Source organism: Actinomyces sp. Z16, assembly GCF_003111765.1.
GTDB lineage: Bacteria > Actinomycetota > Actinomycetes > Actinomycetales > Actinomycetaceae > Actinomyces > Actinomyces glycerinitolerans.
On record NZ_CP027862.1, the window covers coordinates 2,698,520 to 2,722,521 of the forward strand.

Annotated in this window: 24 protein-coding genes; 2 read left to right on the forward strand and 22 right to left on the reverse strand. The window is 70.8% G+C overall.

The window, feature by feature from the left end; translation table 11 throughout:
• Nucleotides 1-11 precede the first annotated feature (11 nt).
• The 20 genes from C3B71_RS11275 to C3B71_RS11370 all read right to left on the reverse strand — a co-directional run bounded on the left by C3B71_RS11275 (nt 12) and on the right by C3B71_RS11370 (nt 19,500).
• Entirely contained in the window at nt 12-1,250 is a 1,239-nt protein-coding gene (locus C3B71_RS11275) for a DNA glycosylase AlkZ-like family protein (protein WP_108968116.1), read from the reverse strand.
• 104 nt (nt 1,251-1,354) lie between these two features.
• The gene (gene nucS, locus C3B71_RS11280; RefSeq protein ID WP_073328730.1) at nt 1,355-2,050 is read right to left on the reverse strand and encodes an endonuclease NucS; all 696 of its coding nucleotides are present in this window, start codon (nt 2,048-2,050) and stop codon (nt 1,355-1,357) included.
• 130 nt (nt 2,051-2,180) lie between these two features.
• Entirely contained in the window at nt 2,181-3,026 is an 846-nt protein-coding gene (locus C3B71_RS11285; RefSeq protein WP_108968118.1) for an SDR family oxidoreductase, read from the reverse strand.
• Between the two features lie 68 nt (nt 3,027-3,094).
• Nucleotides 3,095-3,847, reverse strand: coding sequence for a TetR/AcrR family transcriptional regulator (locus C3B71_RS11290; RefSeq protein WP_108968120.1), 753 nt, complete (start codon nt 3,845-3,847; stop codon nt 3,095-3,097).
• 108 nt (nt 3,848-3,955) lie between these two features.
• The gene (locus tag C3B71_RS11295; protein ID WP_108968122.1) at nt 3,956-6,484 is read right to left on the reverse strand and encodes a PEP/pyruvate-binding domain-containing protein; all 2,529 of its coding nucleotides are present in this window, start codon (nt 6,482-6,484) and stop codon (nt 3,956-3,958) included.
• A 246-nt stretch (nt 6,485-6,730) separates the two neighbouring features.
• On the reverse strand, nt 6,731-7,138 hold the full coding sequence (locus C3B71_RS11300) for a DUF2550 domain-containing protein (RefSeq protein WP_170866463.1): 408 nt from the start codon (nt 7,136-7,138) through the stop codon (nt 6,731-6,733).
• Between the two features lie 2 nt (nt 7,139-7,140).
• Nucleotides 7,141-7,488, reverse strand: a complete 348-nt coding sequence (locus tag C3B71_RS11305) for a F0F1 ATP synthase subunit epsilon (RefSeq protein ID WP_073328717.1) — start codon at nt 7,486-7,488, stop codon at nt 7,141-7,143.
• Between the two features lies 1 nt (nt 7,489).
• Nucleotides 7,490-8,941 (reverse strand): F0F1 ATP synthase subunit beta, encoded by a 1,452-nt coding sequence (gene atpD / locus C3B71_RS11310; protein WP_108968124.1) that lies wholly within the window; start codon nt 8,939-8,941, stop codon nt 7,490-7,492.
• Nucleotides 8,942-9,011: 70 nt separating this feature from the next.
• Complete coding sequence (locus tag C3B71_RS11315; protein ID WP_073328712.1) at nt 9,012-9,956, reverse strand: F0F1 ATP synthase subunit gamma; 945 nt, start codon at nt 9,954-9,956, stop codon at nt 9,012-9,014.
• Nucleotides 9,957-9,961: 5 nt separating this feature from the next.
• Nucleotides 9,962-11,593, reverse strand: coding sequence for a F0F1 ATP synthase subunit alpha (gene atpA / locus C3B71_RS11320; protein WP_108968126.1), 1,632 nt, complete (start codon nt 11,591-11,593; stop codon nt 9,962-9,964).
• A gap of 82 nt (nt 11,594-11,675) precedes the next feature.
• Nucleotides 11,676-12,500, reverse strand: a complete 825-nt coding sequence (locus C3B71_RS11325; protein ID WP_073328707.1) for a F0F1 ATP synthase subunit delta — start codon at nt 12,498-12,500, stop codon at nt 11,676-11,678.
• The gene (locus tag C3B71_RS11330; protein WP_108968128.1) at nt 12,497-13,081 is read right to left on the reverse strand and encodes a F0F1 ATP synthase subunit B; all 585 of its coding nucleotides are present in this window, start codon (nt 13,079-13,081) and stop codon (nt 12,497-12,499) included. The genes C3B71_RS11325 and C3B71_RS11330 overlap by 4 nt, the downstream gene beginning before the upstream one ends.
• A gap of 19 nt (nt 13,082-13,100) precedes the next feature.
• Nucleotides 13,101-13,307 carry an ATP synthase F0 subunit C gene (gene atpE / locus C3B71_RS11335; protein ID WP_073329290.1) on the reverse strand — a complete coding sequence of 69 codons (207 nt, stop codon included), beginning with the start codon at nt 13,305-13,307 and terminating at the stop codon, nt 13,101-13,103.
• 54 nt (nt 13,308-13,361) lie between these two features.
• Nucleotides 13,362-14,186: a F0F1 ATP synthase subunit A gene (atpB, locus tag C3B71_RS11340; RefSeq protein WP_083565576.1), complete on the reverse strand. Its 825-nt coding sequence runs from the start codon at nt 14,184-14,186 to the stop codon at nt 13,362-13,364.
• Between the two features lie 264 nt (nt 14,187-14,450).
• Nucleotides 14,451-14,879 (reverse strand): hypothetical protein, encoded by a 429-nt coding sequence (locus tag C3B71_RS11345; protein ID WP_108968130.1) that lies wholly within the window; start codon nt 14,877-14,879, stop codon nt 14,451-14,453.
• 44 nt (nt 14,880-14,923) lie between these two features.
• Nucleotides 14,924-16,072, reverse strand: coding sequence for an MraY family glycosyltransferase (locus tag C3B71_RS11350; protein ID WP_108968132.1), 1,149 nt, complete (start codon nt 16,070-16,072; stop codon nt 14,924-14,926).
• Nucleotides 16,069-16,752: an L-threonylcarbamoyladenylate synthase gene (locus C3B71_RS11355; RefSeq protein WP_108968134.1), complete on the reverse strand. Its 684-nt coding sequence runs from the start codon at nt 16,750-16,752 to the stop codon at nt 16,069-16,071. Before C3B71_RS11355 ends, C3B71_RS11350 begins: the two co-directional genes overlap by 4 nt.
• A gap of 48 nt (nt 16,753-16,800) precedes the next feature.
• The gene (locus C3B71_RS11360) at nt 16,801-17,169 is read right to left on the reverse strand and encodes an SdpI family protein (protein ID WP_073328697.1); all 369 of its coding nucleotides are present in this window, start codon (nt 17,167-17,169) and stop codon (nt 16,801-16,803) included.
• 155 nt (nt 17,170-17,324) lie between these two features.
• Nucleotides 17,325-18,017 (reverse strand): LuxR C-terminal-related transcriptional regulator, encoded by a 693-nt coding sequence (locus C3B71_RS11365; protein ID WP_108968136.1) that lies wholly within the window; start codon nt 18,015-18,017, stop codon nt 17,325-17,327.
• A 70-nt stretch (nt 18,018-18,087) separates the two neighbouring features.
• Nucleotides 18,088-19,500 carry an ATP-binding protein gene (locus C3B71_RS11370; RefSeq protein ID WP_108968138.1) on the reverse strand — a complete coding sequence of 471 codons (1,413 nt, stop codon included), beginning with the start codon at nt 19,498-19,500 and terminating at the stop codon, nt 18,088-18,090.
• A 135-nt stretch (nt 19,501-19,635) separates the two neighbouring features.
• On the opposite strand from C3B71_RS11370, the gene C3B71_RS11375 reads away from it, so the two are divergent.
• Both C3B71_RS11375 and C3B71_RS11380 read left to right on the forward strand, forming a co-directional pair.
• Nucleotides 19,636-21,897 carry a PspC domain-containing protein gene (locus C3B71_RS11375; protein ID WP_108968140.1) on the forward strand — a complete coding sequence of 754 codons (2,262 nt, stop codon included), beginning with the start codon at nt 19,636-19,638 and terminating at the stop codon, nt 21,895-21,897.
• Between the two features lie 29 nt (nt 21,898-21,926).
• Nucleotides 21,927-22,502 carry a hypothetical protein gene (locus tag C3B71_RS11380; protein WP_108968142.1) on the forward strand — a complete coding sequence of 192 codons (576 nt, stop codon included), beginning with the start codon at nt 21,927-21,929 and terminating at the stop codon, nt 22,500-22,502.
• A 13-nt stretch (nt 22,503-22,515) separates the two neighbouring features.
• Here C3B71_RS11380 and C3B71_RS11385 read toward each other — a convergent pair whose 3' ends face one another.
• Nucleotides 22,516-23,490: an Fpg/Nei family DNA glycosylase gene (locus C3B71_RS11385; RefSeq protein ID WP_108968145.1), complete on the reverse strand. Its 975-nt coding sequence runs from the start codon at nt 23,488-23,490 to the stop codon at nt 22,516-22,518.
• A gap of 44 nt (nt 23,491-23,534) precedes the next feature.
• Nucleotides 23,535-23,999, reverse strand: a complete 465-nt coding sequence (locus C3B71_RS11390) for a ribose-5-phosphate isomerase (protein WP_108968147.1) — start codon at nt 23,997-23,999, stop codon at nt 23,535-23,537.
• Nucleotides 24,000-24,002: the final 3 nt, after the last annotated feature.

A 24,002-nucleotide genomic window follows, 5' to 3' on the forward strand; every position in this document is an offset into this window, starting at 1 on the left:
ATCCGCGGCAGTCAGCGGCTCAGACGGCGCTCGACGCGGCGCACCGCCCGCTCCACGGACTGCTCCAGCCTGGCCGAGCGGCGGGCGCCGTCGGCCCACAGCAGCCCCTCCCCCACGGGCCGCACGGCCACCACCCGTCCGCGATCCACCAGCAGCGGGCGGAACATGCCGTTGCTCGCCGGGCAGATCAGCCGCTCACCGGCGGCGTCGGTCAGGCACAACCGGTCCTTGTAGCCCACATGCAGCTCATCGAAGGAGGGCAGAAACAAGGTACGGCCGGCGGCGCGGCGGCTGCCCTCAAGCAGCTCGGGCAGGTCGGCGCGCAGGTAGAGCACGTCGCGTCCGGGCCGCGCCCCGGCACCCGCTTCGAGCAGCCGCACGCTCCCCCGCAGCCCGCCCTCGGCCCGAGCCCGCACCAGCGGCACACGGGCCGTGTCCGGGTCCACCGGGTAGGCGGCGGCGTTTGTGATCTCGACGGCGTCCTCCAGGGCTCGGGCAGCCTCGGCCTGAGGCAGGGTGGTCCAGCGGGCCAGGTCGGCGGCGCTCACCGGCCCGTGACTGGTGGCGTAGCGACGGGCAATCTCCGCGAGCGCAGCGCGGTGCCCGGCGGCGCCGTGGGCCGCTCCTCCGCTACCGCCGGGGCCGGTGTCTGCGCCGGGCAGGTCGCGGGCGTCCATGATCAGGTGCTCATTGCCGCGCCGGGGCCCCTGCACCAGCAGGCCCGCGCGCTGCAGTCGCACCAGCAGGTGTCGCCGCCGCCAGGTCCTCACGCTGGATGCATCCGCGGAATCGAGCAGACCGGCCTCCCGCCAGGCCTCGATCAGGCGGACTCGGGTCACCGGCCCCTCCCGGCCGATGAGCGTCAAGGCGGCATCGGCGGCGCGGCCCAGTACGGCGTCGTCTATGCCCAGGCGCGCCTCGGTCTGTCGCGTCCAGGCGTCCGAGCGGTGCATGAGTGCCTCGCGCAGCCAGTGGTGGTCGGCGGAGGTGGTGATGTGGATCGTGCCGCGCATCGGCCAGGAGCGCACCAGGTGCCCGGAGGCGAAGGCGGCGTCGACTGCCGAGCCCGTGGCGCCGTCGGCCCGCAGAATCAGCGCGTGCGGTACGGCGGAGGGCTGCTGCCCCTGCACGGCGAGTTGACGACGCACCGCCTCGACGACGTCGGGGGCGGTGGTGGCGGGGACGAGCCCCTGGGCGAGGATGCGCAGGTAGGACATCTCGCGCGGGGCTGCGGAGCGGACGGCGGGCATGGACAGATGCTAAACGCCCGGCGAGGGTGCGGCACGACGGGGAGGGAACGGCGCACGCGCCGTGACTCGGGCCCGGTCCCGCGCCGCCGGGCTACGCCGACCCGTCAGAACAGCCGGGAGGAGGGATCGTCCAGGCCGCGCATGGCGTCGTAGTCCAGCACCACGCAGCGGATACCGCGGTCCTCGGCCAGCACGCGCGCCTGCGGCTTGATCTGCTGGGCGGCGAACACCCCGCGCACCGGGGTCAGCAACGGGTCGCGGTCGAGCATGTCCAGGTAGCGGGTCAGCTGCTCGACGCCGTCAATGCCGCCCACGCGCTTGACCTCCACGGCGACGGCGGCGCCGGCCCCGTCACGCACGAGCAGGTCGACCGGGCCGATGGGGGTGGGGTACTCGCGGCGCACCAGGCGGAAGCCGGGGCCGAGCAACTCCACCTGCTCTGCGAGCAGCTCCTGCAGGTGGGCCTCGACCCCGTCCTTGGTCAGCCCGGGGTCGACGCCGAGCTCCACGCTGGTGTCTGAGACGATCTCGAACAGGCGGATGACCAGGCGGTCGTCGGTCTTGGCGGCGGTCACCTCCCAGCGGGCGGTGACGCCGGCCTCGGCGTCCTCCTCGTCCGGGGCGACCTCCGCCAGGCGGGCGGGCGGGCTCATCCAGTTCAGTGGCTTGTAGGAGCCGCCGTCGGAGTGGACCAGCACCGAGCCGTCGGCCTTGACCATGATCAGGCGGGTGGCCCGGGGCAGGTGGGCGTCCAGACGGCCGGAGTAGTCCACGGAGCAGGAAGCGATGACGACGCGCACCCCGGCAGCCTACCCGCTTCCCCCTCACCGAGGTCGACTGCACTTACCCGCCAAGGTCGACTGCACTTACCCGCCGAGGTCGGTTGACGTCACGTACCGAGCTCGGTAGGTATGACGCGGCTCACCCCACTCAGTTCGCCCCGCCCGCGGACAGCGGCCCGTAGTACCAGGAGGCGGTGACGCCGCCGTCGGCCAGCACGTCCGTGCCGTTGATGTAGCCGGCCTCCGGCCCCATGAGGAAACCGGCCAGCGCGGCGATCTCATCGGGCGTGCCGGCGCGCCCGGCCGGGGAGAGCTCGAGCTGCTTGCGGTAGCCGGCGCCACGCGGCCCCTCGAGCTCGTCGCGCGCCAGCGGCGTGATGACGATGCCGGGACTGATCGCATTGATACGAGCACCGCGCTCCCCCCAGGTGACGGCGTTCGCCCGCACCCGCAGGCCATTGGCCCGCTTGGACATCTGGTAGGCGTGCAGCGTGGAGGTGATGGCGCCGTCGGCGAGCAGCGGCAGGTCTAGCAGCTTGTCAACGGGGGTGGTCGCCAGCAGGGCGTCCTGCTCACGGGTGAGCGCGGGCATGCGGTAGCCGGACTGGCTGGAGATGACGACGCCGGAGCCGCCCCGGGCGATCACCTTGCCGAACTCCTCCAGGGCGACGGCGAAGCCGTACAGGTCCACCCGCAGGATGGTGGGGATGTCGGCCTGCGACGGCGAGACTCCTCCGGCGAGGATCACGCGGGTGACCGGCCCGAGCGAGGCGGCGTGCTCCGCCAGGGCACGGATGGAGGCGGGGGCGGCCAGGTCCGTCGTCGTCGCCTCGGCGCTGTAACCGGCGTCGAGGAGTTGCTCGCGGACCTTTTGCGCGTTCTCGAGCCGCAGGTCGGCGACGACGATGTGGCCGCCGTTGGTGACGCGCCGGGCGATGGCGGTGCCGATGGCTCCGGCGCCGAGCAGGACGGTAACGGGACGTTTTGTGCTCATGAAAGCGATTGTCCGCCTCGGCGCGCCCTCGAGGCAGGCCGTGTCACAGGGGGTCCGAGGGACCCTCCCTATCCTCGTGTGCGGACCGTCCGCTCGGGCGCCGCTGCGCCGTACGTCATCTCTTCCAGATTGGCTACAGCCTGATCAACCACTTCGAGTACCTCGGGCAGCAGTCGTTCACACTGTGATCTGGTTGGCGCAGTGTCGGGCTCCAGCAGTTGACGGATTGTGCGGGCCAACACGGCGGCCGGGTCGATCAGCGCAGAGTCCGCGCGCTCCGTCACCTTGCCGACGACGAAACCGGTCATCACGGCGTTGAAGACGTAGGCCTGTTCGTGCGCATCGGTATCACTGCGCACAAGTCCCTCCCGGCGCATCAGAGGCAACACACGCACACACAGTTCCATCGGCATGGATCGTTCCAGGAGCTCTCGAGAATCCCGGTGCGCGGCGAGGACTCGACGCAGGTATAAGTCGGAGGCAATGAGTTCAACCACTTCATGGCGCCACGAGTCCAGCAGCAGCACCGCCAGACGGGACGGGCGCAACCGCTCGGGATCGTGCACCACCTCGGCGCGCACGGATCGGATCCACACCACCAGCTCGTGGGCGAGCAGCGCCAGCAGCAACTTCTCCTTGCTGGGCCAGTACAGGTAGGCCGTCCCCTTGCCGACGCCGGCCGCTCGGGCGATCTCGGCGACGGTGGTCTTCTGGGGACCGTGCTGACCGACGAGTTCCGCGGCGGCCGTGAGGATCCGCTCGGGGAGGGCAGAAACGACGGTCGGCACCCCGACGTCGGATGCGTGCCGGGTATTGCGCATGGGGCGATCATATTGCCGCTGGGTGCCTTGACTGTCCGGCCCCCAGGACCGGTCCGGTGAAGTTGAGCCTTCGGGCGCCCGGCGCCGCCCAGCAAGCCCAATTCGCTGTCAGCCAAGGTTGCCGTTGGTGCCCTCCGCCGGTGCAGGTTGTGGGATTGATGGTTCGGCCGTCACCGACATCCGGGTGACGACGCCGGCCGAACCGTCCACCTCGATCAGTTCGCCGTCGCTAATCCGCGCGGTGGCGCCGGTGGCACCGAGCACGGCGGGTATGCCGAACTCCCGGGCGATGATCGCGGCGTGCGACAGAGGCCCTCCCGCGTCCGCGACGACGCCGGCGGCCAGGGAGAACAGCGGTGTCCACGACGGGTCGGTGAACGGGCACACCAGCACCTCCCCGGCGTTCAAGCGCCCGAAGTCCCGCGGCTCGAGGATCACCCGCGCGCGCCCGCGTACCCTGCCCGCCGCGGACGGAAACCCGCGCAGTGCCAGTCCTTCTGCGGGTCGGTAGTCGGCCGACTCAACCGCGTCTGTTGCGCCGCAACTGCGCAGCCAGGTCTCCCGAGCCCGCGCACGGGCGTTCTTGCGTCGAGTGATCAGGCTTGTCAGCCCCACCTCCGCGGGACGGGTCAGCGCCCGACGCACCTCGGCGTCGTAGAGCAGGACCACGTCCTCCGCCTCCTCCAGCACACCGCCGGCCACCAGCCTGCCGGCGATCTCAGCCATGACCCGGCGGGCCTGGAGGAAGAACTCCTCGATCAGGTAGAGGGTGCCCTCCCGTCCGACGTGCAGGGCGCGCTGCCGCGCCACGGATCGGTGCCAGCAGCCACGCAGCGGCGCAGACAACCGAGCCGTCACGTCCTGCATCACGGCGGGCCGGGACGGAGGCTCAATCTCCGTCCGCTCGCGGGCCGAGGCGTTCATTCCGCGCAGTTGCACCGCGATGAGCCCGATCAGGTCCTCGGGACACTCACGCCATGATCTGGCGGAGAACGCCAGGTAGGGCGAGCCGGCTCGCGCACCGTAGTCATCGAGGAACTGGTGCAGTTCGGCGAGAAGTTTGCGTCCCGCAGGCGTGGCGTCGAGCCCGTTCAGGAAAGGTCGCGGCCCGTCCTGAAGCAGCCTCCGCTCCAGTCCGAGTGAGCGCATCCGCTCGCCGAGGCGGGAGATTCCCGCGTTAGCCGCAGCGGTTACATAGGACAGATCCCGGTAGAGGTCCTCCTCCTGCACACCGTCTCCCAGACCCGCCATTGCCGCCAGCCGCATGGTGACCGCCCGGTTCACGGCGAGAGGCACGAGATAGTTGCGGTAGCGGTCGTGCAGGACGTGGGCGGCGGCGTCGACCGCTTGATCCAGAAGTCGCAGGAGCGCTGCCGAATCGGCTTCCGCGCATCGATCGATGCACCGGGTGAGACGACCAAGGCGTCTGCGGATAGCGGCCTCCTCCTGGGACCAACACCCGGGATCGTGGCGCAGGCTGCGCCCCACGACGGCGGGCAGGCGCGTGAGCCCCCACAGACTCTGCGGCGGCAGGGACGCATGCAGGCGTATGACGCCGTCGGCGTCGCCTTGAAGCAGTGCCTCCGGGGCGGGAGGATTGAAGCCGGCGCGGTACAGCAGCGCCCCTACGGCCTCGACGAGCCGATGCGCGGCACTCAAGTCGAGGGGGTAGGGGCAGGGCAGGTGCTCAGCCACGTCCGCCCGGATCAACTCCTCCGCTCGGGCGCGCATGGATCGCGGTCCGGCAGGCGGTGCGGCGGAGCCGGCCCGGCCGGCAAAGGCGGTGACCGGCCTGGCCTGGAGGAGCACGACCTCTCCGTCGCACAGCGCCCACTCGACGTCCTGCGCGCACCCGTAGTACTCCTCCAGGCGCATTCCGATATCGAGCAGGCGGAGCAGCTGATCGTCGTCGAGGCACAGTCGGTTGCGCTCGGCCGAGAGGACCTGTGTGGTGACAACGCCCCGCGGGCCCAGGTCCATCCGAGTCTCCTTGGAGCCCATGGTTCGGCTGAGGATTCGCGGCGGGCTGGCACTCAGCTTGAAGACATCGGGCACCACGTGACCGGAGACCACGCTCTCCCCGAGCCCGTACGAGGCGCTCACCACCGCCGCATCCGCTGCCGCGGAGAGCGGGTCGCGGGTGAATAGCACGCCGGAGACTGCGGGATCCACCATCCTTTGGACGACGACGGCGATGGGCGCCGCCTCCGTGATCTCCCGGCGGCGGCGGTACTCGGCGGCCCGCTCGTTGAAGGCGGATGCCCAGCAGGTGCGTACGGCGTCTAGCAGTGCGGCCGCGCCCGACACGCCCAGGACAGTGTCGTGCTGCCCGGCCAGGCTGGTTTCGCGGCCGTCCTCATCGGCACCCGAGGAGCGCACCGCGACTGCGGGCCGTCCCAGCCGGTCATAGGCGTCAAGCAGGGCGGACTCAAACCCGGGAGGAAGTGGGAACGGGTGCGTGCCATTCGTCTGCCCATCAACTGCACCCGACCGGCTGGCGGCGAGGAATGCCCTGGTGGTGATGCAGAAGCCGTCGGGGACGGGCAGACCCAGCTGACGACACTGCGCCAGGGAGGCGCCCTTGCCGCCCGTCAGTGAGCGATCGGAGGCTTCGGCGTCGTCGAGCCAGAGAATCATGGCGCCTCCATTCAGCGGCCGGGACGCGGGGTACGCCGCAACCCATCCTGACTAACTGACCAAAACATGTCAACTGGTCAGTCAAAGGGTGTTGCCGTCCCCGGGCTCGGACCATCAACACCTGTTTGGACCGCGCAAGTCCATTCGGCGCTTCTCTCTGTTTGGACCGCCGTCGTGCGCCACTGGGACGGTCCAAACCGACGCAAGCGCTCCAAACAGGGACAAGTCGGGGCTTACCCCCTTGAGCTAGAAGAGGGTGGGCTGGGAGGGGGCCGCCGATTCGATCCAGGCGACCAGCGCGGAATGGGAGTCCTCCACCATGGCCAGCTCGAAGCGCTCGCCGCGGTAGCGGCAGGGCACGTCCACGACGTGCCCGCCCTCACCGCGGTGGTGCACCGGGCCCAGCTCGAGGTCTTCGCGCAGCAGCCGCTGACGCGGCCGCAGCGATAACGACACCAGCCGGTGCCACTCCAGGTCGTCGTCGCCGAAGATGGCGATACCGCTGATCCAGTGCCGCCCGCCGGTGGGACGCAGTGCGCACTCGAAGGCGCCGACGCGCCCCGCCAGATGACGCAGCCGCGTGAGGAACAGGCCGGCGAGGATGATCACCACCAGCGCTATCGCACCGACAATCCCCCACACCGGCATGCTCATGATCAGTCCCGTATACCCACGCCGGGGATGACGATGGTCTCGGCGATCACGTCCGTGACCTGGGCGCTGGACTCGGAGGCCCCCGCCCCGGCCACGTCGGCCGCCACGGTGACCACATCGCCGTCGACCGAACAGAATCCGCCGGCCACCGGCACCGCGACCGGCTCGCCGTCGACCGGCGTGATGCGCACGTTGCCGCGTCCGAGCACCGCCAGGATCGGCTGGCGCCCGGGCAGGATGCCGAGTTCGCCGTCGGGCAGCGGGACCGAGACCCGGGTGGCTGCGCCGACCCAGGCCTCGCCCCCGAACCGGGAGACCACCTCCACACTCAGGCTGTGCTCGCCGGGCATGTCAGGCGTCCGCCATTTCGGCCGCGCGGCGCTCGAGGTCGTCGATGCCGCCGATGTTGAAGAAGGCCTGTTCGGGCAGGTGGTCGTACTCGCCCTCGGTGATGCGGCGGAAGGCCTCGATGGTCTCCGCCAGCGGCACCGTGGAGCCGGGCACACCCGTGAACTTCTCCGCCATGTAGGTGTTCTGGGACAGGAACTGCTCGATGCGCCGGGCCCGGCCCACCGTCACCCGGTCCTCCTCGCTGAGCTCGTCCACACCGAGGATGGCGATGATGTCCTGCAGCTCCCGGTTCTTCTGCAGAATCGACTTCACGCGGGTGGCGACGTCGTAGTGCTCCTGCCCCACGTACTGGGGGGCGAGCAGCCGGGAGGTGGAGGCCAGCGGGTCCACCGCCGGGTAGATGCCGCGGGAGGCGATGTCGCGCGACAGCTCCGTGGTGGCGTCCAGGTGGGCGAAGGTGGTGGCCGGGGCGGGGTCGGTGTAGTCGTCGGCGGGCACGTAAATCGCCTGCAGGGAGGTGATGGAGTGGCCGCCGGCGGAGGTGATGCGCTCCTGCAGCTGTCCCATCTCATCGGCCAGGTTCGGCTGGTAGCCCACGGCCGACGGCATGCGGCCCAGCAGGGTGGAGACCTCGGAGCCGGCCTGGGTGAAGCGGAAGATGTTGTCGATGAACAGCAGCACGTCCTGGTGCTGCACGTCGCGGAAGTACTCCGCCATGGTCAGCGCGCTCAGGGCCACGCGCAGACGCGTGCCCGGCGGCTCGTCCATCTGTCCGAACACCAGCGCGGTCTTGTCGAACACGCCGGCCTCGTCCATCTCCCCGATCAGGTCGTTGCCCTCACGGGTGCGCTCGCCGACACCGGCGAACACGGACACGCCACCGTGGTTCTGGGCGACGCGCTGAATCATCTCCTGGATCAGGACCGTCTTGCCGACGCCGGCGCCGCCGAACAGGCCGATCTTGCCGCCCTGCACGTAGGGGGTCAGCAGGTCGATGACCTTGATGCCGGTCTCGAACATCTGCTCCCTGGCCTCGAGCTGCTCGAAGGCCGGCGGCTGGCGGTGGATGGGCCAGCGCTCCTTGATCTCCAGGCGCTCGCCCGGTTCAAGGTTGAGCACCTCGCCGGTGACGTTGAAGACGTGCCCGAGGGTGACGTCCCCGACGGGCACGGAGATGGGGGCGCCGGTGTCGCGCACCTCGGTGCCGCGCACCAGGCCGTCGGTGGGCTTGAGCGAGACGGTGCGCACGATGTTGTCGCCCAGGTGCTGGGCCACCTCGAGGGTGATCTCGTGGGTCTCGTCGCCCTCACCGGTGGAGTTCACGGTCACCTTCAGGGCGTTGTACATCGCGGGGATCGCGTCCGGCGGGAACTCGACGTCGACGACGGCGCCGATGATCCGGGTGACGTGCCCGATGGCGGGGATGGTCCCTTGGGGGGTCGTGTCGGTCATGATGCGTTCTTCCGTGTCCGTTCTGCCAGAAGCTACTGGGTTGGTTGGCTGTGATCGAGTGGGGCGGCCGTTATTGCGAGCCGAGGGCGTCGGCGCCCGAGACGATCTCGGTGATCTCCTGGGTGATGTCGCCCTGACGGGCGGCATTGGCCAGGCGGGTGTAGGTCGCGATGAGGTCCTCGGCGTTCGAGGTGGCCGTGTGCATGGCCTGTTGCCGGCTGGCCAGCTCGGAGGCGGCCGCCTGCAGCAGGGCGTTGCGGATGCGGCTGCGCACATAGCGGGTGAGCAGGGCGTCCAGCACGGCGTCGGCGCTGGGCGAGAACTCATACAGGGGCTGGGCGCCGGTCCGCTCGGCCCGCACCCGCTCGACGTCGGCGGCCAGGTCCTCGCGGCTGAGTTCGCCGGGCCCGTCGACGTCGACGACGGTCAGCGGCAGCATGCGGCGCACCTCGGGCACCTGGGAGACCATCGACACGAAGCGGGTGAAGACGATGTGCACCTCGGCCACGCCCCCGGCCTCCACGCTGGACAGGAAGTAGTCCAGCATGACGGTGGCCACCTCCTCGATGGAGGCGTCGCTGGGACGGTCGGACTCGCCGGTCCAGGAGAACTCCACGGGCCGGCCGCGGAAGGCGAAGTAGGCGCTCGCGCGGCGCCCGTAGGTGAACAGGACGGGCTCCTTGCCGTCCTCCACCAGCTGCTCGATCAGCCGCTCGGTCTCACGCAGGATGGTGGCGGAGTAGGCGCCGGCCATGCCGCGGTCCGAGGTGAGCACCAGGACGGCCACCCGATTGGTGTCCTCCCGCTCCCGGGTCAGCGGGTGGTCCAAGACGGCGTGGGTGCCGACGGCGGCAACCGCCTGACTCAGGGCGTGGTCGTAGGGGCCGGCCTCCTGGGCGTTGTGGCGTGCGGAACCGATCCGGGAGGAGGCGATCAGCTCCATGGCCCGGAAGACCTTCTGCAGCGTCTCGGTGGACCGGATGCGCTGCTTATAGATGCGCTGGTTCCCTGCCACGGCGGTCAGCTCCTCTTGACCACGATCTGCTCGGCGGTGTGCTCCGCGGGCACCTCTTCCTCGGGCGCCTCAACCTCGCCGGACAGCATGCGCCCGCCGGACAGGTAGGTGGTGCGGAAGGACTCCACGGCCTGGCGCAACGCCGCCTCGGTGTCGTCGTCGAGCTGGCCGGTGTCCCGGATGGTGTCCAGGATGGAGGTGTTGCGGCGCAGGTAGTCCAGCAGCGCGCGCTCGAAGGGCAGCACGTCGGCGACGGGGAGGTCGTCGAGGTAACCGTTGGTGCCCGCCCACACGCTGGCGACCTGCTCCTGCACCGGGTAGGGGGTGAACTGGGGCTGCTTGAGCAGCTCCATGAGCCGCTCACCGCGGGTCAGCTGCTGACGAGTGGCCGAGTCCAGGTCGGAGGCGAACATGGCGAAGGCCTGCATGGAGCGGTACTGGGCCAGCGTGATCTTGAGCGTGCCGGCGACCTTCTTCATCGCCTTGATCTGCGCGTCACCACCGACGCGGGACACCGAGATGCCCACGTCGACGGCGGGGCGCTGGTCGGCGTTGAACAGGTCGGACTGCAGGAAGATCTGCCCGTCGGTGATGGAGATGACGTTGGTGGGGATGTAGGCGGAGACGTCGTTGGCCTTCGTCTCGATGATCGGCAGGCCGGTCATGGAGCCGCCCCCCAGCTTGTCGGACAGCTTGGCGCAGCGCTCCAGCAGCCGGGAGTGGAGGTAGAAGACGTCACCGGGGTAGGCCTCGCGGCCCGGCGGACGGCGCAGCAGCAGCGATACGGCGCGGTAGGCCTCCGCCTGCTTGGACAGGTCGTCGAAGACGATCAGCACGTGCTTGCCGCCGTACATCCAGTGCTGTCCGATCGCCGAGCCGGTGTAGGGCGACAGGTACTTGAATCCGGCCGGGTCGGAGGCCGGGGAGGCGACGATGGTGGTGTACTCCAGGGCGCCGCGCTCCTCCAGGGTGGCACGCACCGAGGCGATGGTGGAGCCCTTCTGGCCGGTGGCCACGTAGATGCAGCGCACCTGCTGGTTCGGGTCGCCCGTCTCCCAGGCGGCCTTCTGGTTCAGGATCGTGTCCAGGGCGATGGCGGTCTTGCCCGTCTTGCGGTCGCCGATGATCAGCTGTCGCTGTCCGCGACCGATCGGAATCATGGAGTCGATGGCCTTCAGGCCGGTCTGCAGCGGCTCGTGCACGGACTTGCGGGCCATCACGCCGGGGGCCTGCAGCTCCAGGGCGCGGCGCCCCTCGGCGGCGATCTCACCGAGCCCGTCGATGGGGCGGCCCAGCGGGTCGACGACGCGCCCGAGGAAGCCGTCCCCCACCGGTACCGAGAGCACCTCACCGGTGCGGTGCACGACCTGTCCCTCGTCGATGTCGGAGTAGTCGCCCAGGATCACCACGCCGATCTGGCGCTCGTCCAGGTTCATGGCCAGTCCGGCGGTGCCGTCCTCGAAGGTGAGCAGCTCGTTGGCCATGGCCCCGGGCAGGCCCTCCACGTGGGCGATGCCGTCGGCGGCGAAGACCACGTGCCCGATCTCGTCGGCGGCGACTTCCGCCGGCCGGTAGGAATCGACGAACTCGTCCAGGGCGGAGCGAACGTCCTCCGCGGCGATGGTCATATCAGCCATCTGTCGTCTCCTTCGCTGTGGCTGGCTGCGTTATCGCAGCGGTTCGTTTGGCTTGTATGTGGCGTCGGCGCCGGGAGGCGGGTCATCCGGTCAGTGCGGTGCGCAGCCCGGCGAGCGAGTGGCGCACGGTGGAGTCCATGACGAGGTCGCGCACCATGACCCGCACGCCGCCGATGACCTCCGGATCGACCTGCAGGTTGAGTTCGACGTCGTATCCCAGCCGCCGGGCCAGGATGTCGCGCAGCCGGGTCTGCTGCCGGGTGGTCAGCGGCACGGCCGTGACGACGTCGGCGATCACCCGGTTCTGCATGGCGGCGGCCAGCTCGGTGACGCGGCGCAGGTTGTAGGGCACCCCGCCGACGGCGACCTCCGGCTGGTGTCGCACGCACCAGACCACCAGGGTCATGGCGGGGTGGGAGATGCGTGAGGCGAACAGCCGCTGGGCCAGGCGCACACGAGCCTCGGTACTGGTGCGGCGGGCCGGCTCGAGCGCCTGCCGGATCTCCCGGTTGGCGGCTACCTGGCGGGAGACGGCGAAGACCTCCTGCTCGACGTCGTCGAGGGTGCCACCCGCCCGGGCGCCGGCCAGAATCGACTGGATGCCCAGGTCGTGCAGCGCACTGATCAGGTCTACGGGCCGGGACCAGCGGCCCCGCGCCATGCCCTGCAGCAGCTCCACCACGCGCGCGTCCACACGTCCCGTGAACAGGCGGGCGGCCAGCGCGGCCTTGTGCTCCGGCTCGCGATTGGGGTCCGTCAGGGGGCCGCGCAGCGGGTTGGAGGCGATCGCGTGGGCCACGGTGAGGATCTGTTCGCCGAGTTCCTGCCCCTGCGCACCGGCGGCGGCCAGGACCGGCGCCCAGGCCTCCTCGGCTTGGGCGCGGGTGGTGGCGGTTCCGGCTTTCACCGGACCGACCCCGCTCTGGCGGACCAGGCCGGGCTCACCGGCGCGTTCTCGAGTTCGTCAAGGAAGCGGTCGATGACGCGACCGGACAGCTCTGTGTCTGACAGGTGCTCACCGACGAGCTTCTCCGCCAGGTCCGTGGCCAGCAGGCCGACGTCGGAACGCAGCGAGATCTGGGCGGCCTGCTTGTCCGCCTGGATCTGCCGCTCGGCGGCCTCCATGGCGCGGCCGGCCTCGCCGGCGGCCTCGGCACGGGCGTCGGCAATGATCTTGTCCGCCTCCGCCTGGGCGTTCTCGCGGATCTTGGCGGCCTCCAGGCGGGCGTCCTCCACAAGCCGGGCCGCACGGGCCTCGGCCCCGGACTGCTCCTCCTTGGCCTTCTCCGTCAGGGCCAGGCCCTCCTCGATCTTCGCGGTGCGCTCGTCGAGCACCGCGTTGAATCGCGGCAGGGCGTACTTGATCAGGACGACGGCGATGATCAGGAAGCAGATCGTGCCCCAAACCAGGTCGGCCAGGTCGGGGATGAACAGACCAATTCCCTCCGGGGTCCCGGCCGCCGGCAGCACGACGGTACCGACAGACATGCTGGTCACTCCGTAACGATCAGTGGAAGATGAAGCCGGCGACGAAGCCGAGCAGGCCGAGGGCCTCGATCAGGGCGGCACCGATGAACATGTTGGTGCGCAGCACGCCGGCGACCTCGGGCTGCCGGGCGGTGGACTCCTGGGTCTTGGCCACGACCATGCCGATGCCGAGGGCGGGACCGACGGTCGCCAGGGCGTAGCCGATCGTCGCGATAGAACCGGTGATTCCCATGGGGTTTCTCCTCAGTGTTGGTAGGTGGGTGGGTTGTTCGGGGGCGGGTCAGTGCAGGTGCACCGACGATTCGATGTAGACGGCGGACAGCAGCGCGAAGATGTAGGCCTGCAGCGCGGCGATGAACGTCTCGAACAGGATGAAGACGATACCCGCCGCCAGAGTGACCACGCCAACGGCCTTCAGCTGCGCCGACGCGTACACGAAAAGTGCGTTGGTAGCCAGGAACCACAGCGACAGCAGCAGGTGCCCGGAGATCATGTTCGCCATGAGTCGGACGGTCAGCGTGAACGGGCGCATCACGAAGGTCGACAGGAACTCGACCGGGACGATCAGGGGATACAGGAAGCCGGGCACGCCCGCCGGCACCAGCGAGCGCAGGGTGAACTTCCCGACCCCGTTCGTGCGTACACCCGCGTAAATGAAGGCGATGTAGGAGACGATGGCGAAGACCAGCGGCATGCCCACCACGCCGGTGGAGGCGATCTGCAGGCCGGGTATCACGCCGGAGAGGTTCAGGAAGAACACGCCCAGGAAGATCGTGGTGATGATCGGGGTGTAGCGCTTGCCGTATTTCTCGCCGAGGATCTCCACCGCAATGTTCTTGCGGACGAACTCCAGCAGCATCTCCAGCGCGTTCTGCATCCGCCCCGGCACCACCTTGGCGCGGGACGCGCCGATGCCGAACAGAGCCACCAGCACCAGCGTCATGATGATGCGCACCAGCATGACCCGGTTGAGCTCGAAGGGCGTGCCCAGGAAGGCGAAGGGCTCGGGATAGAAGTCGTCGATCGAGGGGGGTTCGAAGCCGCCCTCGTCCGCTGCCGGGACGATCGCGGCCAGACCGGATGCGAGGATCGCGCTCGTTGTCACCGGACCTCCTCAGGAATGATTGCGGACTGCGGGATGTTACCGCGGCGCGCCGCAGCGGCGGTGCCCGATGGCATCTGCCACCGCCTCCAGCGCCGGCACCTGGCGGTCATGGTACTCCCCTCATGGTGCAGTGACCCTACCCCGCTTCGGCGCCGGTCGCACGCCCGGGCCCCCGGATTCCGTTGCATGGCGGTCGAGGATTGCGCCTCCCGGATGCAGGTGACGGTGCCGGGCACGCTTCGGCACGCCGACGCGCCTAAGTCTTTAGGTCTTATCATCCGAGTTGTTGCCCGCGGGACGCCCTGAGGGCGCATGGCTGCCGGAGCCGAGCGAGACGACCTCGACGACGGTCACCCCCAGCAGCACCGCGGCGAAGGCACAGAAGAACCAGCCCGGCGCCAGCGCACCGCGGTGCGCTCCGAGCACCAGCACCACGCCGATCACCACGAGGATCTTCGCGGCGAAGGAGACCATTACCCCGGCCGACGCGAGCATGGGGAAGCGGTCCCAGGGGATGAGCAGGGCGATGACGGTGACGACGGTCAGCAGAACCCCGGTCAGGGCACCCCACGCCGCCCCGGCCCAGGCGCCACCGCCCGCCAGGGCGCCGGCAATCAACGCGACCGCGGCAATCACACCGCCCGCCCAGGCGACGCGCACCGCGGTGCGGCGGAACAGGGACTGCTGCGACATCCGCTGCGATAAGGACCGCTTCTGGCTCGGCCCCCGCCTCTGCTTCAACGCCGCTCCCCCCTGACGCGTCGGGGGCGGGCGTGGCGGGCGCCCAGGTGACGCGTCCAGGCGACGCGGACGCCGGGCATCAGGTCCGCCGTCACCACCAGGGCGAGGACCACACCGACGGCGGCGCCCGCCAGGACCCAGCGCAGGGGGAAGAAGGCCATGGCCGCCACGGAGTACGCGGCGACGGCGGCCCACACGTACATCACCAGCACGGCACGGCGGTGGGAGTGGCCGGCGGCGAGCAGACGATGGTGCATGTGCATGCGGTCGGGGTGGAAGGGGCTGTGGCCGGCGCGGGTGCGGCGCACAATCGCCATGATCATGTCCATCAGCGGCAGCAGCAGCACCGCCAGGGGGATGAGCACCGGCAGGAACACGGGCACCGCCGTCGGCCCCCCGAGCGTGCCCGGGTCGATCTGCCCGGTGACGATGATGGTGCCGGCGGCACTGATCAGCCCCAGCTGCATGGAGCCGGAGTCGCCCATGAAGATGGTGGCGGGATGAAAGTTGTGGGGCAGGAATCCCAAGCAGATGCCGATCAGGGCCGCCATCACGGTGGCCGCCAGGGAGGTGTAGGACTCCGGGGAGGTGTGGCGGGTCAACACGTAGACGTACAGGAAGAAGGCGGAGGCGCCGATGCCGATGATGCCGGCGGCCAGCCCGTCCAGGCCGTCGACGAAGTTGACGGCGTTGATGACCGCTAGGACCACGATGATGGTCGAGAACAGGGACAGCCGCGAGGAGCCGATGGTCAGCCCGCCGACGGGGAAGGTGATCAGCTGCACGCCCTGCCACGCCATGACGCCGGCCGCCAGCACCTGCCCCACGAGCTTCGTCATCCAGTCAAGCTCCCACAGGTCGTCGATAACCCCGAGGACGCACACCAGGCCCGCCCCCAGCACCACCGCCCAGGCCGAGGAGTCGATGACGCGGGACAGGTAGGGCACCTGGGAGGCGACCACCATCGCGGTGGCGAAGCCGGCGAACATGGCCACACCCCCCAGCCGCGGGATCGGCTTGGAGTGCACGTCCCGCGCCCGTACCGGGGTGAGGGCACCGCTGACCAGGGCGAGGTGACGCACGATCGGCACGGCCACATAGGTGACGGCCGCAGCGACCAGCAGCACGAGCAGATAGACCCTCATGCGTCCACGCCCTCCAATCGCGCGCGGGTGATGACACCCTCCCGCAGCACCGCGGGGGCCTGCGCGGCCGTCCCGGCCAGGGAGACGATGGTGGAGGGTACCGAGCCCGGGGTGGGGCCGCCGTCGAGCAGGAGTATGTCCGCGGTTGCGGGCTGGCCTGCGGCAGCGTCCCCGGCGTCGACGACGCGCCCCGGGAAGGCGGCGCGCACTCCGGCGGCGTCGGTGGCCGGGGGCCGTCCCGTGGCATTGGCGCTGGTGACGGCCATGGGGCCGGTGGCGTGCAGCAGGGCCAGGGCCAGAGGGTGGTCGGGCATGCGCACGGCGATCGTGCCGCCGGTCTCCCCAAGGTCCCAGCCGAGGCTCGGCGCGGCGTCGAGTACGAGGGTGAGCGCTCCGGGCCAGAAGGTCTCCATGAGGGCACGGGCCGCCTCCGGGACGTGGGCAACGACGCCGTCGAGCTGGGACACGCCGGCGATCAGCACGGGCGGCGGCATGCTGCGGCCACGACCCTTGGCGGCCAGCAGGCGGGAGACGGCGTCCGCGTCGTCGGCGCGCACGCCCAGGCCGTAGACGGTGTCGGTGGGCAGTGCCAGTAGTCCGCCGGCGGCGACGTGTGCGGCGGCCCTGGCGATCTGCTCGGGCATCGAGTCCGAAGGGGCCTGCTGGGTCACGGCCGTCATCTTCGCACGATTCACCCCGTCACGCGCGCACGCGCCGCGGTCACCGGCTCAGCGCTTGGGCGATTCCTTGCCCGCGGTCAAGGCTGCGTACCAAATCAGGGCAATGCCGAGAACCATTTGTATCAGCATTATGACTACCGGAACTACGAACGGGATGATTTCAGGCAGGAACGCCTGAATCACGAACAGCACGGCGGAGTCGAAGCATATGAAGCCCAGCAGCAGTACGGCGTTCGCACAGGCCGACTGGATTTGATACCAGTCCTCCTCGGAGCGGTAGGCACGGGGGATGCGTACCCCCGCAAAGGAGTTCGGTTTGAGGGTCCCGCGTTTCATCTTGACACCGATGACGGTGACCAGAACACCGCTGGCGGCGAAGACCACGGTCATCAGCATGCCCGCCAGGAAGTCCTCCATACCTCCCACCTCGCTCCGCCTGCCCAGGAAGCCGCCGCTCCGGGCGTACCAGCAGCCTACCGTTTCCGGATGACCGGTTCCAGGGCGGCAGGACCCGGCTGCCTTCCCCGAGCACGGATGCGCGTCACGGGGCGTGGTCGACGACGGCTCGTCGGCTACACGATGCGGCGAGCGGCGGCCCAGCGGGTGAGCTCGTTGCGGTTGGACAGCTGCAGCTTGCGCAACACGGCGGACACGTGGGTCTCCACCGTCTTGACGGAGATGAACAGCTCCGCGGCGCACTCCTTGTAGGTGTAGCCGCGGGCGATCAGGCGCATGACCTCGCGCTCGCGGGCGGAGAGCCGATCCAGTTCGGAGTCGGCCACCGCGACCTCCCCCGCCCCGGCACCGAAGGCGTCCAGCACGAAGCCGGCGAGCCGTGGGGAGAAGGCGGCGTCCCCCGCAGCGACGCGCCGCACCGCCTGCGCCAGGTCGGTTGAGGAGATGGCCTTGGTGACGTAGCCGCGAGCGCCGGCACGGATCACGCCCACGACGTCCTCTGAGGCGTCGGATACCGACAGGGCCAAGAAGCGGGTGGCGGGCACGTCCCGGCAGGCGGTGACGACCTCGGCCCCTCCCCCGCCGTTGCCGCCGGGCAGGTGCACGTCCAGCAGGACCACGTCGGGGGTCAGGGCGTGAACGGCGGCGATGGCGCCCTCGACGTCGTCGGCCTCGGCGATCACCTCCAGGTCGGGGGCGTCGGCGGCAAGCTCGGCGCGCACGCCGGCGCGCACCAGGGCGTGGTCGTCGACGACGAGGATGCGCAGCGGGGGCTGTTCGGGCTGATCGGAGGCGGGCGGCTGGGTCACGGGGAACTCCTGGTTCTGGATGGGAGTGGGCGGCTGCGTTCTGGACGAGGGCGGGCGACGACGTGGGCCGTCAGTGCGGGGAGGCCGGCCCGGCCGAGGCTCCGGACGCGGGCGACGGCGAGGCAGGCGTGGCCGGGCCGACCGGTGTGGCCAGGGACAGGTGTACCTCGGTGCCGCTCTCGCGGCAGCGCACGGTGGCACGGCCGCCATGGCGTTCCATGCGCCCGATGATCGACTCCTTCACGCCGTGACGGTCGGGGGCGACCTCCGCCAGGTCGAAGCCGGCACCATGGTCGCGGACGAACACGTCCAGGTGGTCGACGGCGATCTCGGCGTAGGCGCTCACCGGCGGGGTGCCGTGGCGCACGGCGTTGGACAGCGCCTCCCGGGCGGCGGCGACCACGACCTCCGTTGCCGCGTCCGGGGGCCGGTCCCCCACGATCACGAGCTCAACCTCGACGCCGTGGCGATCCTCGATCTCGGCCGCCAGCTCGCGCAGGACGTCGGCGGTGGAGGCGGCGGCCTCGGGGCGGTCGGTGTACAGCCAGGCGCGCAGTTCGCGCTCCTGGGAGCGGGCCAGACGCGCCACCGTCTCGGAATCGTCGGCGCGCTTGCGGATCAGGGTGAGGGTTTGCAGCACGGAGTCGTGCAGGTGGGCGGCGATGTCGGCGCGCTCGGCCTCGCGGGCCTCGGCGGCACGGGTGTCCGACAGGGCGCGATTGGTGCGCAGCCACAGGGGCGCCAGGACCAGGCCGATGCCCGCCACCAGGGCGCCACCGGTCAGGGCGCCTTTGACCAGCTCACGCGGCGGGACGTCGTCGCCGATCAGCAGCAGGACGCCGGCGGCCGCCAGCAGCACGCCCCCGGCCAGGCGCACGATGGTGCCGGAGTCCCGTTCCGGGCCGGTGACGGCGTCGGCCTGGGACCAGGCCAGGGCGGCGCCGGAGGCGATCAGGATCAGCGGTAGCAGCAGGCCGGCGCCACCGGTGAACACGCCCTCCCGCCAGGCGGCAATCATGGCGGCGGCCAGCAGCAGGGAGCCGCCGCCGACCAGGCCGCGCAGCCTGGGCGTCAGCAGCGGCCGATCGGCGGTGCGGCCCGCCAACCGGGCGGCCAGTCGGGCTCGCGCGGGCGGCAGCGGTGCCGGGCTGAGCGGGTTGCCAGTGGGCACGAATGCCCACAGCAGTAGGTACAGCAGGACGCCGGCGCCGCTCATGGTCGCCGCCAGCACCATGGCCAGCCGCACGACGCCGACCGGCAGCCCCAGGTGAACGGCCATCCCCGCGCATACGCCGGCGACGACCCGCGACGGGCACGGCGCTGCGGCCCGGTAGGGCGGGCGCAGCAGCGGGGGACGACCGGGCGACGGCGCCCCCGCGCCGGCGCCCACCGGAGCGGCGGTCGGCGTCGGCAGCTGCCGCGAGGGCGCGGACGCAGACCGGTCCCCGAATGCGGAGGGCGCGCCGGAGGCGGTCTGGGTCATGCCCCCATGTTGGCACGCGGAACCGTCCTCCAGGCAGGTCCGTAAACGGAATTCAGGGACTCGGGCGGGAGAATCGGGGGCGACTCAGGGGAGCCCCCATCGCGTTGGAGCCGCCGGGGCGCCGAGGATGGGGCCATGAGTGAAGTGCCCCCTACCGAGCCGCCCGCCGACCAGCCGCAAGACCGGGCGCCCAGCCCCGGTGCCGGACAACCCGAGCCCTCCGGTGGGCCGGTGCCTCCGCCGGGCACGGTCCCCGCGGACGACATGCCGCCGGGTGCTGCGCCACCTGGGGGCGTGCCGCCGCAGGGCGCCTTCCCGCCCGACGCCGGCGCGCCCGTGCCCCCGCACCGGCCGGCATCGGCGGGGTTCTTCGAGTCTCTGCGCCGCACCGGCCTGGTGCGCACCAATGAGCGCTGGATCGGTGGCGTTGCCGGCGGGGTCGCCCGCCGCCTCGGCCTGGATCCCACCCTGGTGCGTTGCATCTGGCTGGTGTTGACCATCTTCAGCGGCATCGGGCTGGTGCTGTACGGCCTGGGCTGGGCGCTCATGCCCGAGGAGTCCGACGACCGTATCCACTTGGAGCAGGCTGTCGGCGGTGACTTCGACGCCGGACTCGCCGGAGCGCTGGCCACCTTCATCGCCGGCTGGGTGCTGCTCGACCACGGCCTGGTCCCCTCCTGGTACATCACCGGCCTGGCCGAATCGGACCTGTACAACGGGTTCTGGCCCGTGGTGTGGACCTGCCTGATGGTGGGGCTGGTGTATTGGGCCTACCGCGTCTTCCAGCGACGGCAGCGTCAAAAGCCGCCGGCTCCGGGCTCCCCGGGCTCACCGACGCCGGGCGCCGGCATGCCCTACGCCGCTCCACCGGCGGCGGGGCCGCAGGTGAGGACGCCGCCCCCCGGGGCCCCCGCGGCACACGCCACCCCTTACGCCGCTGCCGCGCGGGCAGCCGGTGGGGCAGACGGCGCCGTGCGCGCAGACGCGGCGCACAACGCACCCGCGGGCATGCCCGGCCCGACGGCGTCGGGCCCCACTCGCCCCATGCCCGCACAGGCCGGTGCCGGCCACGCCGCGACCAGGCCGACGGCCGCGCCCGGCACACCGGCGTCGGCGGCGCGCCGGCCGACTTACGTCGCTCCCCGTCCCGTCCGGCCGGTGCGGCCCCGTCGTCCCGGGCCGAGTCGACGCCTGGGGCTGGCGATTATGGGCATTGCCTGCTGCTGCATCGCCGTGATCGTGCTGACCTGTTCGACCGGCAGCATGGGTCCGCTGGCGGCGGGCTTCGCCATGGTCGGCACCGTCACCGCGCTGCTGGGAGCGGGCGTCATCATCAGTGCCCTGCGTGGGCGCCGCGGCGGCTGGATGACCGCCACGGGCTGGCTCGCCGTGATGGTGGCCGTGCCCGTACTGGCGATCGGCACCAGCATGCCAGAGGGTGCCCTGAGCGCACGCAGCACCACCCGCGGTGGCACCACCAACACCGTCACGTTGACCTGGGCCGACCTGGAGCCGCAGCTGACCGCCGCCGATGGCAACGCGAACGTGGTAAGCCTGGGTGACTACGCGGTGGGAAGCATCGTGCTTGACCTGCGCGACATGCCGGCCGGCGCCGAACCGCACACGCGGGCGCGGCTCAGCGTCGGCGTCGGCGAGGTCACGGTGCGCACCGTCACGGGCCAGAACCTGGCCGTTGACGCGGAGGTGGGCATGGGTGAGTTCACCGCCGACTTCAAGGACGACTGGCTCGTCGACGGCCAGCCGGTCAGCGACGGCGGCTACTGGCAGGAGGCCCGCTTTCGGGTCGACGGGAGCAGCGTCAACAACTACGCCGTCGCGCGCCTGAGCATGGACGAGACCAGTTCGGTCACCTCACCGGCGGCCCGGGCCTCCGGAACCGCCCTGATGCTCGACATTGAGATGGGCACGGGAGAGGTGCGCGTAGCCGAGCAGCCCAGCGAAGTGACCTGGTACGGGAACCAGAACAACGAGGTGTGGATCGTCTGGTACTGGGTGGACGCCAACGGCAACTCCCACGACGGGCTCCCGGTTCCCGGCATGACGCATGACGCCATCGACAGCGACACCGCCGATATCTGCGCAGAAGCCGCGGAGGAGGCCCGGAATGCCGAGACCGCCGCGGAGGACGGTTCAGAGGATGCGGATCCCTACGAGGACGACTACTGGGACGGCAGCTGGTATGACGTCTCCAACTTGACGGGTGCCGGCCGCGAGGCCTGGGACAACTGCGTGAGTGAGGCCCTGGAGGCCGGGGCCGCCGCCGACGGGCAGGCCGAGCCGTCGGCCCCGGCCTCGGCGCAGCCTTCCGATGAGCCGTCGGCCGGGCCCTCGACCTCGTCGTCGACCGCGGAGCCCACGCCTACCCCGACTCACTGACCTGCGGCCGGATGTTTAAGGAGAAGACCATGAACGAGAACACGAGTGAGATCACCACAGACCCGGATGACCGGCCCGCGGAGGTCGCGGACACCACCGACGCTGGGCGTAACGAGTCCGGCGTCGCCCCGGACGCGAGCCCGGAGGAGGAGACCCGCAAGCTGGACACCACCACCCCCGACGATCCCCCTACCGCCCCGCTGCCCCTGACGGCGCCGGACTCGCCCGACCCGGCGACCACCTGGCAACTGCCGGCCGGTAAACCGCCCGAGTCCCCCGCCGCGCGGCCGCCTCACGACCTGCCGCCGCTCACCCCGGAACGCGATGTCTGGAGCGCGCCGCGCAAGGGCACGCTCAACCAGGGCGCCGAGGCGCAGAAGAACGGCGCGAACACCGCCTCGGCCCCGGCCGCCCCGCGGGGCGTGCGGGCCAGCACCCTGGTGTGGGGACTGATTCTGCTGGTGCTGGGCGGGCTGTTGCTCGCCGTCGCCGTGGGCGTGAAAGTCGATCCGGTCACCGCGCTGATTGTGCTGCTGGCAGGAATCGGCGTCGCGCTGCTCATCATCGCGCTGCTGCCACACCGCAAGGCGGACGGACGGCAGTAACGGTCAGTCACGGTCAGTAGGCCTGGCAGGTGGGGCACCAGAACAGGTGCCGCCCGCCAACCTCCCGCTCGGCAATGCGAGTGCCGCAGCGCAGGCAGGGCCGCAGCGCGCGGTGGTAGACGTACCAGCGCCCGGCCTCCGCGTCACCCTCGGGCAACGGCTCGGGCGCCTCCGCGGCGTCGACCGTGGTGATGAAACCTGTGGCGACCCCGTATTCCATGAGCGGCACCAGGTCGTCCCAAATCTCCTGCAGCCGCTTGGCGCTGATCCGCTTGCCCTGTCGGAATGGGGACAGCCCCACCCGGAACAGGACCTCGGCGCGGTAGATATTGCCAACCCCGGCCAGAATCGATTGATCCATGAGTAGCTCGCCGATGGTGCGCTTGCGGCGGCGAACACCGGTGATGAAGTCCTTGGGGTCGGCATCCGGGCGCAGCGGGTCCGGCCCCAGGCGACGGCGCACCGCGGCCACGCCGTCGGCATCCAGCAACTCGCAGGCGGTCGGGCCGGTCAGGTCCGCCACCCCATGCTCCCCGGCGAGCCGCAGCCGGACGGCACCGCGGGGCTCGGGCGGGGCCCACTGTCCGGGCGCGGCGGGAGCCGGCTCCTGCCCGTCTAGGCCGGACAACGCGGAACCGCCGCCGTGGGCGAGGGCGTGCTCGCCCCGCTCCCCCACTCTGCGGCGGGGCGCGCCAATGGAATGGGGCGCGGTGAAGGCGCTGTCGCCGGCGAAGGTCCACGAGCCGTACAGGCCCAGATGGATGCGCACCCAGGTCACGTCCGGGGCGTCCTGGGGCAGGTCGGGAGCCGGGGCGAAGGGCAGGAACAACTGCTTGCCGTGCGCCTGCGCGCCCAGGAGTATCTGCCCGTTCAGGCGGGCGGCTCCGGCGGCGAAGCGCCCCTGCGGCGAGGACACCTCCAGGCGCTGGCCGCCGTACAACTCGGTGAGGGCGTCGGCGAGGCGGTGGACGGTGTGACCTTCGGGCATACCGGGAACGCTACACGCTGGTTAAGGCGCCGCAGCGGTTGGTCTCAATCCTGGGGATGGCTGCGGCGCGCCTCGTAGGCGGCCATCTGGTCGATACGGTTCTGGTGGCGCTGGTCGCCGCTGAAGGGCTCGGCGATGAAGGCGTCCAGGATCCGCACCGCCTCGTCGGTGCTGTGCATGCGGGCGCCCAGCCCGGCCACATTGGCGTCGTTGTGCTGACGGGCGAGCCGCGCGACCTCCTCGTTCCACACGAGCGCGGCGCGCACGCCGTCGACGAGGTTGGCGGCGATCTGCTCGCCATTGCCGGAGCCACCGAGTACCACGCCCAGGCTGCCCGGGTCGGCCACCACCGCCTCGGCGCAGGCGATGCAGAACTCCGGGTAGTCGTCCATGCGGTCGTAGACGTAGCAGCCGTGGTCGACGACCTCGTGTCCGGCCTGTCGCCAGTGGTCCACGAGAATGCCCTTGAGCTCGAATCCGGCGTGGTCGGTACCGATGTGAATGCGCATAAG

Bases quoted from the DNA above. Each gene is read 5' to 3' on its own strand.
- C3B71_RS11275 (WP_108968116.1), bottom strand. From the start codon at position 1,250: ATGCCCGCCGTCCGCTCCGCAGCCCCGCGCGAGATGTCCTACCTGCGC.
- C3B71_RS11285 (WP_108968118.1), bottom strand. From the start codon at position 3,026: ATGAGCACAAAACGTCCCGTTACCGTCCTGCTCGGCGCCGGAGCCATC.
- C3B71_RS11290 (WP_108968120.1), bottom strand. From the start codon at position 3,847: ATGCGCAATACCCGGCACGCATCCGACGTCGGGGTGCCGACCGTCGTT.
- C3B71_RS11295 (WP_108968122.1), bottom strand. From the start codon at position 6,484: ATGATTCTCTGGCTCGACGACGCCGAAGCCTCCGATCGCTCACTGACG.
- C3B71_RS11300 (WP_170866463.1), bottom strand. From the start codon at position 7,138: ATGAGCATGCCGGTGTGGGGGATTGTCGGTGCGATAGCGCTGGTGGTG.
- C3B71_RS11305 (WP_073328717.1), bottom strand. From the start codon at position 7,488: ATGCCCGGCGAGCACAGCCTGAGTGTGGAGGTGGTCTCCCGGTTCGGG.
- atpD (WP_108968124.1), bottom strand. From the start codon at position 8,941: ATGACCGACACGACCCCCCAAGGGACCATCCCCGCCATCGGGCACGTC.
- atpA (WP_108968126.1), bottom strand. From the start codon at position 11,593: ATGGCTGATATGACCATCGCCGCGGAGGACGTTCGCTCCGCCCTGGAC.
- C3B71_RS11330 (WP_108968128.1), bottom strand. From the start codon at position 13,081: ATGTCTGTCGGTACCGTCGTGCTGCCGGCGGCCGGGACCCCGGAGGGA.
- C3B71_RS11345 (WP_108968130.1), bottom strand. From the start codon at position 14,879: ATGTCGCAGCAGTCCCTGTTCCGCCGCACCGCGGTGCGCGTCGCCTGG.
- C3B71_RS11350 (WP_108968132.1), bottom strand. From the start codon at position 16,072: ATGAGGGTCTATCTGCTCGTGCTGCTGGTCGCTGCGGCCGTCACCTAT.
- C3B71_RS11355 (WP_108968134.1), bottom strand. From the start codon at position 16,752: ATGACGGCCGTGACCCAGCAGGCCCCTTCGGACTCGATGCCCGAGCAG.
- C3B71_RS11360 (WP_073328697.1), bottom strand. From the start codon at position 17,169: ATGGAGGACTTCCTGGCGGGCATGCTGATGACCGTGGTCTTCGCCGCC.
- C3B71_RS11370 (WP_108968138.1), bottom strand. From the start codon at position 19,500: ATGACCCAGACCGCCTCCGGCGCGCCCTCCGCATTCGGGGACCGGTCT.
- C3B71_RS11375 (WP_108968140.1), top strand. From the start codon at position 19,636: ATGAGTGAAGTGCCCCCTACCGAGCCGCCCGCCGACCAGCCGCAAGAC.
- C3B71_RS11380 (WP_108968142.1), top strand. From the start codon at position 21,927: ATGAACGAGAACACGAGTGAGATCACCACAGACCCGGATGACCGGCCC.
- C3B71_RS11385 (WP_108968145.1), bottom strand. From the start codon at position 23,490: ATGCCCGAAGGTCACACCGTCCACCGCCTCGCCGACGCCCTCACCGAG.
- C3B71_RS11390 (WP_108968147.1), bottom strand. From the start codon at position 23,999: ATGCGCATTCACATCGGTACCGACCACGCCGGATTCGAGCTCAAGGGC.